The sequence below is a fragment of the Kitasatospora sp. NPDC094016 genome (assembly GCF_040304045.1).
Classification (GTDB): domain Bacteria; phylum Actinomycetota; class Actinomycetes; order Streptomycetales; family Streptomycetaceae; genus Kitasatospora.
Window position 1 is genome coordinate 118,952 of the sequence record NZ_JBEOUK010000002.1, and the last position, 14,718, is coordinate 133,669.

Consider the following 14,718-nt stretch of genomic DNA (forward strand, 5'->3'; position numbering starts at 1 on the left):
GCCGTGATCGGGCTCGTGGAGGGTTACTCGGCCGGGGTGTCGTGCCGGTCTGCGGACGGCCCGCGGACCAGGCTCGCGGGGTCGACGAAGCGCACCGTCGTCCGGTCCCGGAGGCCGGCGGCGCAGTCGGCCAGCAGCCTGCGGGCGATCGGGCGCACGGCGGTGACGTGGGAGAGGTCGACCGTGACCAGCGGGCGGGGTTGGTCGCAGGCCAGGCGGCGGACGCGGTGGACGATCTCCTCGGCGGCGGCGAAACCGAGGTCGCCCAACAGCTCCAGGTGGTGCGCGCCGTGGTCGGTGCGCACCGCCTGGAGCGGTGAGCGCGCGCGCTCGGTGTGCCGCAGGACGTGCAGGCCCAGTTCGGCGGACAGCTCCCGCAGGACGGCGCTCGCGCGGACGCTGTTGCCCTGAGGGTCCAGCGGGGGACTGAACACGCCGACGCCGAACTGGCCGGGGCTCACGGCGCAGACCCCTCCGCCGACACCGCTCTTGGCCGGCAGGCCCACCCTCAGCATCCATTCGCCGCTGTGGTCGTACATGCCGCAGGTGGCCATGACCGACAGCGTCGCGCTCGCCGCGTCGGCGTCCACGACGCGGCGACCGGTCACCGGGTTGCGTCCGCCGTTGGCCAGGGTGGCGCCCATGACGGCCAGGTCGACGGCGGTGACCTCGATCGCGCACTGGCGGAAGTAGACGTCGCAGGCCTGCTCGGCCGGGCGCTCCAGCACGCCCTGGGAGAGGGTGAGGTAGGCCAGCGCCCGGTTGCGGTCCCCGGTGGCGGCTTCGGACCGGTAGACGTCCTCGTCGACCGTCAGCCGGCGGCCGGCGAAGCCCGACAGGGTGTCGCGGATCCGTTCGAACGCGGCCTCGCCGTCGCCGCCGATCAGCGCGGTCGTCACGATCGCCCCGGCGTTGATCAGCGGGTTCGCCGGGCGCCCGGTGCCCGCCTCCAGGCTGATCGCGTTGAACGGCTCGCCGCTCGGTTCGAACCCGACCCTCCTGGCCACCTCCGCCAGGCCCAGCTCCGACAGGGCCAGTGAGTACACGAAGGGCTTCGAGACCGACTGGATCGTGAAGGCGGCCGACGCGTCACCGGCCTGATAGGCGTGGCCTTGGACGCTGACCATGGCGAGGCCGAAGGCGTGCGGGTCGGCGCGGGCGAGTTCGGGGATGTAGCGGGCGACGTCACCGGCGGTGTCGGCGCGGTGCCGTTCGACGAGTTCGGCGAGCACCGCCGTCACGGGCTCCATCACCGCACCACGGCGGCGGAGCGCGCGGGCCCGGTCGGGCCCCGCCCCCGTGCGGGCGCCGTCCGGCGGAGGGGGTTCACGAGGTGAGCAGGCGTTGCTTGGCCGCCGTGAACTCGTCGTCGGTCAGCATCCCGCTCTGCCGCAGTTCGACGAGGCGTTCGAGCCGGGCGAGCGTCGGGTCGTCCGAGGCGGTGCCCGGTGCGGCCTGAGGCGCGGGTGGGGGAGAGGGCGGGGCCGGGGCCGCCTGCGCGGTGGCCTGCTGGTGCCGGGCGGCGACCCTGCTCGACACGGACGTGGCGGTCCCGGCGATGACGGCGGTGCGGGCGGCGGTGCCGATGAGCCCCGGGCGCCCGCCGCGCGACAGACGGCGGCCGATCATGACAGCCTCCTTCTCGGAGTCCGGCTCCCCTTGTGGAGCCCGGTCCTTCAGAGCCCGATCGCGGCGAGGTCGGCCGCCACCACGGTGTGCGGCACGTGCTCGCGCGTGACCAGGATCCCGTCCGCGTCGTCGAGTGCCCGCAGCAGCGGCGCGGCCCAGCGGTGCTCCCAGACGATGATCGCCGCCGAGCACCCCGCCGGGATCTCGTCGCAGATGCTGGCCAGGTCCTCGTCGCTCAGCAGGCCCATGATCTCGCCGTCCAGCTCGGCGAACCCGGCGGCTTCGTCGCTGTCCAGGGCATCGAGTTCGAGCACGCGGACCGCCCCCTGCTCATCCCTCTTGATGAAGGTGAGGTCGAGGATGCGGATGATCCCCTCGGAGGTCAGGCGCTTGAGCTCCGGCAGGATCGCCCCCCGGAACCGGTTGCCCGGGAAGGCCATGACGGCGTATTCGACCGGCCCGACGTCCATGGCGTCACGCCCCTTCCGCGTCGCGTTCCGCCCGTACCCTCATCCTCCGCCGGGCCCGGCGCCGCCGCGACCGCGCGGACGGCTCACCCGTACTGATGACGTACTGAGGGTGCGCTGTTGACCAGTGGAGTCGCATCGCCGGGGGCCGGGCCACCGCCCCGGCGATCCGCCGTACCACCGGGACCTGCGGAAAGCCGCCGCGGACGGGTGAGCACGGGCGGGCGGCCGTGGCGTGGGCGAGGGGCGGGAACGGGCGCCCGGCCGCGACGGCGAGCGGTACCGTCGGGCGGGTGACCCTACCGGCCGGAGAACCCTGCGTCCGGACCTGCCGCGCACCCGCCGCGGCCGTGTGAGAAGGAGTCCCGTGTCATCGCCTTGTGACCCCCGATACGCCGCCGTCGGCGATGTGAGCACCGCGCTCATGATGATCGACTCCCGGCTCAAGGCCGTCTACGACGGCAGGACCGGGACGGACCCCGAACAGCAGCGGCTGGTCGACGAGTTCGCCGCATCCGTGGGCCCCGAAGAGTTCAACGAGCTGCTGGACGGCGCGTGCACGCTCATCTACCTGTTCATGAACTGGCTGCGGTCGGCCTGCGAGGAGCACGACAAGGACGTCATCGAGCACGTGGTGCCCACCCTCGTCGCCACGATGCGGATGATGCCCAGGACCTTTCGCCCCGAGGTCATCCCCACCATGGCCGGCCTGGTGATCGCCGCGGGCAGCGGCCTGAGCCCCAACCTGTGGCGCGCGCAGTACGGACCCTGGACCGACGCCGAGATGAACCCGCTGGAAGCCACGGCCACCCTGCTCGCGGAGCACGTCAACCGGGTGTCCGGCGACGACCACGACTTCGCCACCCGCCTGATCACCGACGCCCTGTCCAAGCTGGACCAGGACTGACGCGCCACCGCGTGCCCTCGACCACGGGGTCGGGGGCCGGCCCTCCGGTGATCGAGGGGAGCCGCCGTCGCGGTGTCACGGCTGCTCCCCCGCCCGCAGTTCGGTGGCGATCTGGCGTCGGCCGGCGACCAGCGTCTCCAGCACCACCCCGAGGCCGACCAGCAGGGCCAGGCCCGCGGTGGGCAGCAGCACCGGCATCAGCGCGGGGGTGACGACCTCCCCGACCCGGGCACCGACCAGGGTCGAGATGTCGAGCGCGCCGCCCAGCAGGGCCACCGCCGCCACCGCGACCAGCCCGCCGCCGACGGCGGCTGCCAGGGTCTGCGGCAGCGCCTCGGCGACGATCAGCGCCAGCCCCTGGCGGGGCCGCAGGCCCATGGTGCGCAGCCACGCGAGCACGGCCGTGCGGTCGGGCGCGGCCCGGAACAGCGTCAGCAGCACCGCGAGCAGGGCGAACCCGGCGCCGGCGGCACCCGAGTACCAGAACAGCCGCCCGGCGGCGTGCTGCAGCGGGTCGTCGCCGAGCTCGGCGACGGTCTCCCGGCTGCTGTGCACCGTGTATCCCGCGGGCAGGCCGCGGACAGCCTTGCCGACGGCCGCGGCGTCGTCCGCGATCATCTTGGCCAGGCCGGTCGGCTGGACCCCGCCGTTGTCCCGCAGCGCCGCCCTGACTCCTTCGGGGTCGATCCCGCCGACGGCGAACCACTGGTTCACCCGCTTGGCGTCCGGCAGCCGCTCCCAGGCGGGGCCGGCGGGAACGACGGCGAACGGCTTGCCCGGGTCCGGCAGGGCGGGGGTGGCGCCGACGGTCCCGGCGACGGCGAGGCGCAGGTCGTTGCCGTTGGGCGTGCGCACCTGGGACGAGCCTGCGGCCAGGCGCTCGGCCAGGTCGCGGCTGACCAGCGCGGGCACCGGGGTGTCCCGGCCGCCGGCCGCCCCGGCCAGCTTCGCCGGATCGAACTCGCCGGCCCCGAGGGTCCGGGCGATCTCGGCGTACGCCGCCGGATCGACCACCATGATCAGGTAGGCCTCGGTGTAGCGCTGGTCGGCGCCGACGACGCGGGCGTTGGGCTCGACCCAGACCGCGGTCGAGGCCCGCACGCCCGGCAGGGCGTCGGCGGCCTTGGTGAACGGCTCGGACAGGGTGGCGTAGCCCGGGAGGGAGACGCCGATGTCCCCGCCCGTGGCGATGCGCGCGGCGCGGGTCCGGGCGTGATCGACGGTGTCGAGCACGGTGGCGCCGAAGCCGGTCGTGGTGACGGCGATCACCAGGGCGAGCAGCGGCAGCGCGGAGGGCCGGCGGCGGCCCGAGTTGTCGCGGGCGGCGCGGGCCAGGCCGAGGAAGCCGATCAGGCCGCGGCCCCGGCCGACGAGGGCGGCCAGCCAGCCGACCACCACCGGCTCGATCCGGGCGAGCAGCAGGCCGCCGGTGACGGCGAGCAGGAGCGGGGCGGCCACCAGCAGTGGATCCAGCCCGGAGCCGGTGCCGACGCCCCGGTGCCGGACCTCTGCCACGGCCGCGGCGGTGACCGCGAGGACGGCGAGTTCGCCGACCAGCCGGCGTCGGCCGCCGGCCGGCCGCCGGCGTGCCCACAGCAGGGCCGCGCGGGCCGGGAAGGCCAGCAGCGCGATCAGGGCCGCGGCCAGGGCCGCCAGCACCGAGCGGTCCCAGCGGGGGGTGGGCAGCAGCACCAGGGCGAGGGCCGTTCCGAGCACGGCGGCCGGCAGGACGGTGACCGCGCCCTCGGCGACCAGCCGTCGCAGCACCCCGGCACGGGAGCCGCCGCGGGCCTGGAGCAGCCTGATCTCGGCGGTGCGCCGGTCGGTGGTGAGGGCGGCGGCCAGGAACAGCACCACGGCGGCGACGCCCGCGACGGCGGCCGGGCCGATCGTGCTGAGCGACAGCGAGGCCTGGTAGCGGTCGTCCGCCCGGCTGAGGATCTCGGGAAGACCCGAGGAGGTGTGCAGGTCGGGACGCCCGGTCGCGGCGGCCAGGGCGGTGGCGTCGCGCCCGGTCAGGAAGGAGTTGAGGATGCCGCGGGTGCGGTCGAGCCGGTCGGCGTGCAGCGAGGCGGCGTCGACGGGCAGCCGCCAGAAGTTCTCGGCGTTCGAACCCCAGCGGGCCATCGCGGGCAGGCTGTCGCCGTCGACGAATCCGCTGGTCATCCAGTGCTCGTGCTCGGGCTCGGCCCTCAGACAGGCGCGGGCCGGGCAGCCGAGCTCCTCCCAGAACGGGTCCTGGGGGTCGTTGACCTGGTAGAGGCCGACCACCACGGTGGTCCGCTTGGCGCCCGAACCCTCGGTGCCGTTGTCGATGACGTCACCGAGCTTGATGTGGATGCTCTCGGCGGCCTTCTTGCTGATCACGATCGGCAGCGGACCGCCGACGGCGCCGGGGGTCGGCCAGGTGCCGTCGGTGAGGGTGGCCCGGGCGGCCAGGTCGTGCAGGTAGAGCAGGCCGAGGACCGGGTCGGTCCTCCTTTCCGCGAACCGGTCGTACTCCGGATTGCCCATGCCGCGGTCGCCCAGGGCGCGGGCACCGTAGGCCTGGCCCGGCTGGGCCAGTGTCAGCTGCCGGCCGACCAGCTCGGTGAGCTGCCGCTGCACCCGGTCGAGTTCGGCGGCCTTGTCGCCGTCCTGCGTCTTGGACGTGGTCTGCAGGCTGGTCTGGTTGAAGCCCCTCTGACCGACGAAGTCCTGGAGCGCCGTGTCCGCGCCCCGGTCCGCGATGCGGGGGAAGGCCGCCGCCAGGAAGACGGCGGCGAACGCCAGGGCCGCCATGAGCAGCGCGGCCAGCGGGTTCGCCCGCAGCCTGGTGTGGACCCAGCGTGCGGGGCGGTGGGCGGTCCCGGGGCTGGGCGCGGTGGTGGGTACGGTGGTGCCGGTCCGGGGGGTCACATCTCCTCCACGTGGCGCGGCCGGGTGGCCACGTCCCGACGGCGGTGATCCGGTCCAGGCGCATCTCGGCCGTGGACGGACACCCGCGGGCGCACCGGCGCAGTGATCACCGACATTCGGTCGCCGGATAGCGGACGATGCTGTCAGATTCGCTCCGGGAACGGAAGGGATTCGGGCGAATCAAGTAAGCAGGGGGAAAATGCCATGCGCACTTCACAATTCCGGTATTGCCGCACTCCGCCGACCAGGGAAATTCCTCTCCCGAATCCTCTGCTCGGGATCGTGAACCCGTGAGCCGCCGCATCCGTGGGCCCGGGCGGCCACCGGCTCGACGGTGGCCGTGACCGCACCCGTTCCGGAGGAGGTTCGACAACGATGTGCTGGCGCACTGTCCGAGAAATCCGGGGTTGCGGCCGGAAAGCGCGGCCATTCGAGATCACCGGCCTGGGCGGATTCCCGGTGTGCCGATCGCAGGCATGAGCCCAGGCGGCGGAGCGAGGAAAGGCTCGGACCAGGTCTCCTGGCGCAGGAGTTCGGTCAGGGTCGTTTCCGCCGGGCCCGCAGCGTGGCGGACCACGGCGATGACGGGCCGGCAGACGGGCGGGGACACCGGGCGCGCTCCAGGGCGCGGATCTGCTGGGACACCGACGGCTGGGCGACGTGCGGCAGCTCCGCCGCGGCCGTCACCGAACCCTCCTCGGCAACGGCCAGGGCGTACTCGAACTGACGAAGACTCATCGACTCCCGTCCCCTCCCGGCGTCGTCCTCGGGCGCACGAGGCGGCGCCTTGTCGAGGGCGTGTCCCAGGGTATGCGCTGGTCGAGGAGACGCCGGTCGCCGACCGCCACCGGCGGGCGGGGCCTATAAGACGAGGGGATCCGGGTCCTTGGCCGCCGGATGGTCCTCCGAGGCCGTGGTGCTCAGCGCGCGGGCCTCGCGGTCGAGGGCGAGGTGGAGACCGACGGCCAGCATGGGAATCGCGGCCAGCACGAACGCCCACTGTATGTCCCAGCCGACCAGCAGGCCCATGGCCGCGATGGAGAGCGGCTCCAGCGTGGCCCGGGGCAGTTCCATCACGCTGCTGACCCGGCCCAGCACGTCCGTCGGGGTCCTGGTCTGGATGAACGTCGGCAGCGCGACGTCGCTGGAGTACGCGACGCCGATCCCCAGCAGGGTGAGCACCACCGCCGCGCTCCACACGCTGGGAAGGAAGCCCAGCAGCACGAAGGCGGTCCCCTCGCAGAGCGTCATCCCGATGATGAGCAGTCCCCAGCGGCGCGGCAGCCCGGTGAAGACCGCGCCGATGGTGCCGATCAGCTGCCCCAGCCCCCAGGCGGACAGCAGGACGCCCAGCGCGAGCGAGCCCTGGGGGAAGGTCTTGGCCAGCGCGGGCAGCCCCACGCTGAAGAGGCCGCTGTAGCTGAGGGCCGCCGCGCCGATCAGCAGGAGGACGGTGCGGATCTCCCGGCTGCGTCCGGCGTAGCGGAGCCCTTCGACGATCTCCCGGCGGATCGCCGTGAACGACTTGGCGCCCTCCTCGGCCTCGCCCGCCTGGTCGGAAGTCTGGTCGCCCGCCTGGTCGGCCGGTTGTCTGCGGGGTGCGCCGAAGACCGTCAGGGCGGCGAAGAAGAAGGTGAAGGCATTGAGCAGGATGGTGGTCGACGTCCCCACCGCGGCCACGAGGGCGCCGCCCAGGATCGGCCCCAGCAGCCGGGCCCCCTGTTCTCCGAAGCCGACGAGCGCGTTGCCCCGGGCGAGGTGCTCGGGCGGCAGGAGGGAGGGGATGATGCTGCCGGCGGCCGGCCAGAAGAACGCCTCGGCGATGCCGGTGAGCGCGCCGAGGGCGTAGAGGTGCCACGTGCTCACGTGGTCCGTCAGGGCGATCAGCCCCAGTGTGGCGACGGCGAGCCCCCTGAGCGTGTGGGAGCAGAACATGACGGCGCGCGGGGAGAGCCGGTCGGTCACCGCGCCGCCCACCAGCATCAGCACGCCCCGGGGGACGGCCTGGACGAGCAGGATCGTGGCCAGTGTGGTCGTCGATCCGGTCTCGTTCAGGATCAGCCAGATGAAGGCGACCTCGAAGCTGTAGTCCCCCACCAGGGAGACGGTCTCGCCCAGCCACACCCGCCGGAAGGGCCGGTGTTTCAGTGGCTGTCGCACCTTGTCGAGCATCGACTACCTCTCTGCTTTTCCACTGTTCCACGATGAGGGACTGCGGGACACTGCGGGGCACCTGCTCTTCGACGCTCTCGGTGGGGCGCGCGCGGCCGGTCTGTGGTGGGGAGCGTTCTCTTCACTGGGGTGCGAACTCCAGGTGGAATCTGTCATGGACGGACGTGATGAGCCGGAGCAGCTCGTCATGGGTGGCGACGGCGCCCCGGACGAACGCCAGGCGCTGCGCGGGGTGGCGCCAGTCGACGGGCTGCCCCGGGGCCGTCGCCACGTCGACCTCGCCGACGCCGGGCAGGGCCCGCACGGCGTCGGCGCCGTCGATCGCCCGGACGGTGCCGACCGTGCGCGGTGGCACGATGAAGTACTCGAAGGTCACCGCCGCCGGCCGGGGGGCCGTGACGGGCTCGACGGTGCGCTCCAGGGCCACCGCGAAGGCGAGGGCGAGCAGATCGATGCCCAGCGCCCGGTCCAGCAGGCCCACGGCACGCCCGCCGACGCGGCCGTTGACCTCGATGACGCGGGGGCCGTCCGGGGTGAGCTTCACCTCCGTGTGGGTCACCCCGGTCGTCACGCCGAGGGCCCGGACCGCGGCCGCCGCGAGTTCGGCGACGTCCTTCTCCACGGCGGCCGTGAGCGTGGCGGGCAGGAACAGTCCGGTCTCCCGCAGCGGGTCGGCCAGGGCGAACTTGCCGGTGACGCAGAGGGTCGTGACCTCGGTGTGCTGCACGACGGCCTCGACGGAGACGTAGTCCCCCCAGTCCGGTCCGGCCACCGCTGGGTCCCCGGGCAGGTATCTCTCCACGACGAAGTCGCGCGGGCCGCCGCCCGGGCCGGCCGGCTCGTCACCGTCACCGGGCCCAGGCTCGGGGGCGAGGCCGACGTCGGCCAGGGCGCGCCGCTGCTGCTCCGCGTCCGCCAGCCGTACGGTGTCCTGGCTGCCTGCCCCGGTACGGGGTTTGAGCACCACGGGGTAGCCCAGGCGGGCCACGGCGGCGTCGACCTCGGCGGCGGAGCGCACCACGACGCTCGGGGTGTGGTCGACCCCCGCCGCCGCGAACGCCGCGCGCTGGTCGGCCTTGTCGGTGAGCAGCCGGACGGTGTCCGGCCGGTGGTAGGGCAGGCCGAGGGCCTCGGCGAGCCGCGCGGTGCCGGCGAGGCAGTACTCGCTGAAGGTGACGATGCCCACCGGGCCGTGCCCGCGCAGCAGTTCGGCGACGGCGGGGGTGTCGTGTCCGCTGATCTCGCAGACGCGTGCCCGCCGGCGCATCCCCGCGAGCAGCGGAGCCACGCCCGGTACGGCCGGGTCGCAGACGAAGACCACGTCGCACAGGCCGCGGGCGGCGCCGAGGATCTCGGCCGGCCCCGCCGACCCCCTGCCGTAGACGACGGCGACCGTGGGAAGCGTGTCGGTCACGGGGACTCCGGGGAGCCGGCCGGGCCCGCGGGGGCCGGTGCGGCGGGGGCCGCCGCGCGCCGGGCGGACTTCGGGGTCATGTCGTCCCACTCCTCCTCGATCCTGCGCAGGCAGCCCTCGCGGGACGCCGGCTCTCCCACCGTCCGCCACCCCTGGGGGACGTCGTGGTAGGTGGGCCAGATCGAGTACTGCTCCTCGTGGTTGACGACGACGTGGTACTGGTCCTCGGTCACGGCGCGTCGTTCTCCTTTGCCTTCGGGGCGAGTTCGGGCAGGCCGTGACGTTCCACAGCGGTCGTGTACAACTCCCGCAGGAGCGGGTCGCGTACGCGGCCCCGTTCGTAGTGGGCGCGGAAGTTCTGATCGTAAATCCTGAACCAGGCGCGGTGCTTGTACAAGAAGAGCACATCGTGGGGCGCCATCCGGCGGATCGCGAACAGGCCGACGGGGGCCACGGAGACGGGGAAGAGCGGGTTGCGCACGGCCCGTTCGTCGCAGTGCGGGTGGAACTGGCCGACCATCAGCCCGTGGGCGACCGCGTTGTTCTTCAGGCCTTCGTACGCCTCGTCGAGGACCCGCCAGCCCTCCGGCCCGGTGGCCGGCAGCACCACGATGCGGCAGTCGAGGGAGGCTCCGGTGTGCGTACGGCTGCGCTCGGTGCCGAGGGCGAACGTGGACATCTCCGCCTCCAGGGCCTCGCGCAGGTGCCGTTCGTCCTTCCCGGTGATGTCGTAGCGGAAGCTGAACTGGGCGTCCTTGCCGCTGAGGGCGGGTGGGATGAAGGGGCAGACCGGCCCGGTGCGGCCGATCTCGTCGTGGGGCCGGCTGATGTACTGGCGCAGCCAGGTGTGGACCCGGGCGAAGTCCCGGGCGTGCCGGGCGGGTGACTGGGGTTCGATCACCCGGATCCACAGGCCGTCCATTCTGGCCAGATCATTGTCCTGATCCTGCATCACCTGCGTCATGCGACGGCCTCCTGGGTTCGGTCGCCGGGGGGTGCCGGGGTGGCGCTCGGGGCGGTCAGCCGGCACAGATCGGCGTACGTGGGAGCGGCGTAGAGCTGGGCGAAGTCGAGGGTCGGTCCGAGCTGGGTGCGCACCTGTTCGACCAGGCGCATCAGCCCCAGGGAGGTGCCGCCGTCGGCGAAGAAGTCGGAGTCGGGCAGCGGGTGGTGCCCCGTCTGGGCCTCCCAGGCCGCGGCGAGTGCGGGGTGGCCCGGGGCGGCGGTGCCGTGTGTCCGGGCGGCGGTGTCGTCCGAGTCGTGCGTCCGGGCGTCCGCGTCGTCCGCGTCGTGCGTGTCGTCCATGTCGTCCGCAAGGCGGGCGAGGGCGGCGCGGTCCACCTTTCCGGTGGGCCCCAGCGGAAGGGCGTCGACCGCGATGATCCGCTCGGCCACCAGATGGCGCGGTGCCCGCTGCCACGCGCCCCGGCGCACCGCGTCGGTGTCGACGGACGCGGGCGTGAGGAAGGCGGTCAGGACGGCGCCGTCGGGCCCGGTGCCGGCGAGGACCACGGCGTCGTCGACGGCGGGGTCGGCGGCGAGGACCGCCGCCGCCTCCGCCGGATCGGTGCGGAAGCCCCTGACCTTCACCTCGTCGTCGGCGCGCCCGAGGAAGTCCAGGGCGCCGTCGGGGAGGTGCCGTACGCGGTCACCGGTGCGGTACATGCGGGCACCGGGCCGCGCGGAGAAGGGGTCGGGCACGAACCGCGCGGCGGTCGCGGCGGGGTCGTGCAGGTAGCCGCGGGCGAGCCGGGGGCCGCCGAGGTAGAGCTCGCCCACCGCGCCCGGGGCGACGGGCCGCAGCCGTTCGTCGAGGACGTGGCACGTCGTACCCGCGATGGCGGAGCCGATCGGGAACGCGGCGGAGTGCTCGCGGTCCCACGCGGCGGCGTCCCCCAGGGTGCTGAAGGTGGTGTTCTCGGTCGGGCCGTAGCCGTTGACCAGCCGGGTGGCGGGGTGGGCGGCGGTGAAGGAGCGCGCGGTGCCGGCCGGGACGGTGTCACCGCCGGTGACGAGGGTGCGCAGGGTGCCCAGCGCCGGGCCGTGGTGGCCGGCCATGAGGCGGAAGAGCGGGGCCGTCAGCCAGGCCGTGGTGATCTGCGGCCGGGCCAGCAGGGCGGCCAGTTCGTGGAGCGCGAGGGGGTGGTGGTCGGCCGCCGTGATCCGGGCCCCGGCCAGCAGCGGGGGCCAGATCTCGAACGTGGACGCGTCGAAGGCGAGGGTGGAGTGCAGGAGCACGCCGTCGCCGGGGCCCAGCCGCAGGGACTCCGCCCCGAGCGCCAGCCCGGTGACCCCCCGGTGGGTGACGCCCACGGCCTTGGGGGCTCCCGTGGTGCCGGAGGTGAACATGACGTAGGCCAGGTCGTCGGGGCCGGCCGGTGCGGACGGCACCGCCGTGCCGGTCCGCTCCGCGAGGAGGGAGGCGATGTCGTGCACGGGGACTCCCAGGTCCGCCACGGTCGCGCTGTCGGCGCCGTCGTCGGCGTGCAGGGCCAGGGCCGCCCGGGCCGTGCCGGCCATGAGCCGGACGCGGTCCGCCGGGTACCGGGGGTCCACCGGCACGTAGCAGCCGCCCGCCATCAGGACGGCCAGCATGGCGAGGACGGTCCGGTGGTCGCCGTGCCCGACGATCAGCACGGCGGTACCGGAGTCGACGCCCTTCGCCCGGAGCGACGCCGCCGCGGTGCGCGCCCGCGTCAGGAGCTCCCCGTAGCGGATCTCGCCGTACCGGTCGGCCAGCGCCACGCGCTCGGGGAACGCCTCGGCGACGGCGGTGAAGCACTGCTCGATCCGGGCGTGCGGCGCGGTCGTCATCGTGCCCCCGAGGGGTGCTTGCGGGCGCTGCCGAGGCCGGTGGTCGCGGGGGCGGTGCCGGTGCCGCGGTCGGTGCCGCGGTCGGTGCCGGTGTCGGTGCCGCGGTCGGGTTCGGGGTCGGTGTCGGGGTGCGGGGTGAACACGGCGCGCGGGCTGGGGTCCGGCGTCAGGGCGATGGCCGGTCGGAGCCCGGTCGCGGCCCGGTCGCCCAGCAGGGTGAACCGGCCGTGCGCGAGGATCGTCGCCGTGGCGAGCTGCGCCTCCAGCAGCGAGAACTGCCGCCCCAGGCACTGGTGGGGGCCCGCCCCGAAGGGGAAGTACTGCTGGACGGGCGGGCGCCGGCCCAGGAAGCGCTCCGGGCGGAACTCCTCGGGCGCCTCCCACAGGGCCGGGGCGCGGTGGATGGCGTAGGTGCTGGCCAGGACGAGGTCGCCGGGCTCCAGCCGTACGCCGGCCGCTTCGACGGGGGTGGCGATGCGGCGGAAGAGCGCCCACGCGGGCGGGTGCAGCCGCAGGGACTCCTCGACCACCGCCAGGGTGTACGGCAAGGCCCCCTGGGGGATCGACGGCGCGGCGCGCAGGGCGCCGAGGTCGGTGGAGCGGACCTCGTCGAGGGCGCGGGCCAGGGCCGGGGGCGAGCCGGCCAGGTTGTGGAAGGTCCAGGTGAGCAGGGTGCCCATGGTCTCCACGCCGGCCACGAAGATCGACATCAGTTCCTCGCGCAGCACGTCCTCGGGACGGTCGCCGAGCGTGTCCCCCCGCTGCTGCAGGGCGGCGACGAGCGACGGCAGGACCCCGTCGGCCGTGGCCGCCGCGGGCACCTGGGCCGCCCGGTGCGCGATGAACTCCTCCAGCACCGCCCTGTCCCGGGCGAACGCCTCGCCGTCCGCTTCGGTGACGGTCTCCGGGGCGAACAGCCGCCGGTCCAGGTAGTGGACGGCCGTGTCCACCGTCGAGGCCAGGGAGGCCAGTTCGGCGCCGGTCAGCTCCGGGTCCACGAGCCGGAGGATGATCTCGATGCTCAGCTGCTGGAGGGTGTGTCCGAGGTCGAACTCGCGGCCCGCCGCGGGCAGCAGCCGACGGCGCACGAAGTCCTCCGCGCTCTCCAGCACCAGGGTGTGCAACTCCGCCACGGCCCGGGCCGAGAACATCGGGCGCAGCAGGGCGCGGCGGTGGCGCCACTGCTCCCCGGAGGCGACCACGAACAGTCCGCTGCCCACCAGGTCGCGCAGCAGCCCGCGGTGGTTGCGGGTGCCGTGGGCGAGGGCTGCGGCGGCGACGGCGGGCTCCGCCGCGACGATCAGCCGCGTGCCGTCGTCCAGCGGGACGGCGCTGACCGTGCCCTCGTCGCGCAGCCGTGTCATCAGCCCCAGGGGGTCGCTGCCGAGCTCCTGGTCGAACTCCTCGTAGCCGACCGGACTCACGGTGATCCTCGCCATGGCTAGCCCCGCCCCTCGGCGGACTTCTCCGCGTCCTCCGCGAGCGTGATGATCTGCTGGGAGTGGTCGTTCATCGTCCAGCCCTCGGCGGTGCGCACGGAGGTGCGCTGCTGCTCCGTGTAGCCCCTGCCCCGGTCGTGGAAGTGCCAGGCGAACGGGGGGCGGAGCAGCCGGCGTTCGACCGGGGTCCACTCCTCGCCCGGGAGGTCCTCGGGTACGGGCGCGGGAGCGGTGTGCTGCACCATGCCCGCGGTGTAGCGGCAGAAGACGACCCGGCGTTCGAAGTCGGCGGCCCAGGGCCAGCTGCCGTGGGTGGCGGTGTCCGCGAAGAGGACCACCGAGCCGGCCCTGACCGGGACGCGGGAGACCCAGTCGCCGACCTTCTGCCAGGTCTGGAAGTCCTCCGGGATCTCGAAGGCCGACTTGTGGCTGCCGGGGACCACCGCGAAGCCGCCCTGGTCGGCGAGGGCGTCGGTGAGGCAGAACGCGACGATCAGGTGTCCGCCGTAGATCCGGCCGTCGCGGACCTGGTAGGTCAGCGGCGGGTACTCCCACGGGGTGTTGCCGTTGTGCAGGATCAGCGCTCCGGCGCCCTTGCGCGCGTAGAGCACCTGGCCCTCGTCGTAGCGCAGGTCGGGGCCGAGCACCTCCTCCAGGTGCGGCAGCACCTTCTGGTGGCTGATCAGGTCGCGCACCGGGCGGGGGGTGGTGTGGAGCGGACCGGCGTTGGCGATGAACGGGTTGTACCGCTTGAGCAGCGGGTAGTCGAGCTTGTTCTCGCCGTCCCACAGGCCGTGGCCGTCGAGGGCGGCGTTGACGGAGGCGAGTTCCCGTGCGGAGAGGATGTCCTCCAGGACCAGGTAGCCGCGCAGGTCGAACAGGTACTTCTGCTCTTCGTCCATGATTTTTCCCCTTGTGTCGGAGAGCGGGCGGTCGGGGTGCGGGTACGACGGGCGTACCGCGCGGGAGGTACGGCCG

The 14,718-nt window shown here is 74.0% G+C and carries 12 protein-coding genes and 1 pseudogene; 1 reads left to right on the forward strand and 12 read right to left on the reverse strand.

Annotated elements, in window-relative coordinates:
* Positions 1 to 23: 23 nt before the first annotated feature.
* The 3 genes from glsA to ABT015_RS02365 form a co-directional block, all read right to left on the reverse strand.
* Positions 24 to 1,250, reverse strand: coding sequence for a glutaminase A (gene glsA, locus ABT015_RS02355; RefSeq protein WP_350875881.1), 1,227 nt, complete (start codon positions 1,248 to 1,250; stop codon positions 24 to 26).
* 76 nt (positions 1,251 to 1,326) lie between these two features.
* A complete protein-coding gene (locus ABT015_RS02360; RefSeq protein WP_350875883.1) occupies positions 1,327 to 1,629 on the reverse strand; it encodes an SHOCT domain-containing protein in 303 nt (100 codons plus the stop codon).
* 47 nt (positions 1,630 to 1,676) lie between these two features.
* The gene (locus ABT015_RS02365) at positions 1,677 to 2,099 is read right to left on the reverse strand and encodes a DUF6325 family protein (RefSeq protein ID WP_350875885.1); all 423 of its coding nucleotides are present in this window, start codon (positions 2,097 to 2,099) and stop codon (positions 1,677 to 1,679) included.
* Positions 2,100 to 2,463: 364 nt separating this feature from the next.
* Between ABT015_RS02365 and ABT015_RS02370 the strand changes: the two genes are divergently transcribed.
* Positions 2,464 to 3,003 carry a hypothetical protein gene (locus ABT015_RS02370; RefSeq protein WP_350875887.1) on the forward strand — a complete coding sequence of 180 codons (540 nt, stop codon included), beginning with the start codon at positions 2,464 to 2,466 and terminating at the stop codon, positions 3,001 to 3,003.
* A 75-nt stretch (positions 3,004 to 3,078) separates the two neighbouring features.
* On the opposite strand, the gene ABT015_RS02375 is transcribed toward ABT015_RS02370, so the two are convergent.
* From ABT015_RS02375 to ABT015_RS02415, 9 genes and pseudogenes are all read right to left on the reverse strand, one after another.
* Positions 3,079 to 5,901, reverse strand: coding sequence for a hypothetical protein (locus ABT015_RS02375; protein ID WP_350875889.1), 2,823 nt, complete (start codon positions 5,899 to 5,901; stop codon positions 3,079 to 3,081).
* A gap of 615 nt (positions 5,902 to 6,516) precedes the next feature.
* A pseudogene (locus tag ABT015_RS02380) lies at positions 6,517 to 6,639 on the reverse strand (LysR family transcriptional regulator); the annotation flags it as partial.
* 123 nt (positions 6,640 to 6,762) lie between these two features.
* On the reverse strand, positions 6,763 to 8,061 hold the full coding sequence (locus ABT015_RS02385; protein ID WP_350875891.1) for an MFS transporter: 1,299 nt from the start codon (positions 8,059 to 8,061) through the stop codon (positions 6,763 to 6,765).
* Positions 8,062 to 8,194: 133 nt separating this feature from the next.
* Positions 8,195 to 9,487: an ATP-grasp domain-containing protein gene (locus ABT015_RS02390; RefSeq protein ID WP_350875893.1), complete on the reverse strand. Its 1,293-nt coding sequence runs from the start codon at positions 9,485 to 9,487 to the stop codon at positions 8,195 to 8,197.
* Positions 9,484 to 9,720 carry an MbtH family protein gene (locus tag ABT015_RS02395; RefSeq protein ID WP_350875895.1) on the reverse strand — a complete coding sequence of 79 codons (237 nt, stop codon included), beginning with the start codon at positions 9,718 to 9,720 and terminating at the stop codon, positions 9,484 to 9,486. The genes ABT015_RS02390 and ABT015_RS02395 overlap by 4 nt, the downstream gene beginning before the upstream one ends.
* Positions 9,717 to 10,451: a DUF6875 domain-containing protein gene (locus tag ABT015_RS02400; RefSeq protein ID WP_350875897.1), complete on the reverse strand. Its 735-nt coding sequence runs from the start codon at positions 10,449 to 10,451 to the stop codon at positions 9,717 to 9,719. Before ABT015_RS02400 ends, ABT015_RS02395 begins: the two co-directional genes overlap by 4 nt.
* Positions 10,448 to 12,301 (reverse strand): non-ribosomal peptide synthetase, encoded by a 1,854-nt coding sequence (locus ABT015_RS02405; RefSeq protein ID WP_350875900.1) that lies wholly within the window; start codon positions 12,299 to 12,301, stop codon positions 10,448 to 10,450. The genes ABT015_RS02400 and ABT015_RS02405 overlap by 4 nt, the downstream gene beginning before the upstream one ends.
* Positions 12,298 to 13,740 carry a cytochrome P450 gene (locus tag ABT015_RS02410; protein ID WP_350875902.1) on the reverse strand — a complete coding sequence of 481 codons (1,443 nt, stop codon included), beginning with the start codon at positions 13,738 to 13,740 and terminating at the stop codon, positions 12,298 to 12,300. Before ABT015_RS02410 ends, ABT015_RS02405 begins: the two co-directional genes overlap by 4 nt.
* Before the next feature lie 2 nt (positions 13,741 to 13,742).
* Positions 13,743 to 14,642, reverse strand: a complete 900-nt coding sequence (locus ABT015_RS02415; protein WP_350875904.1) for a phytanoyl-CoA dioxygenase family protein — start codon at positions 14,640 to 14,642, stop codon at positions 13,743 to 13,745.
* Positions 14,643 to 14,718: the final 76 nt, after the last annotated feature.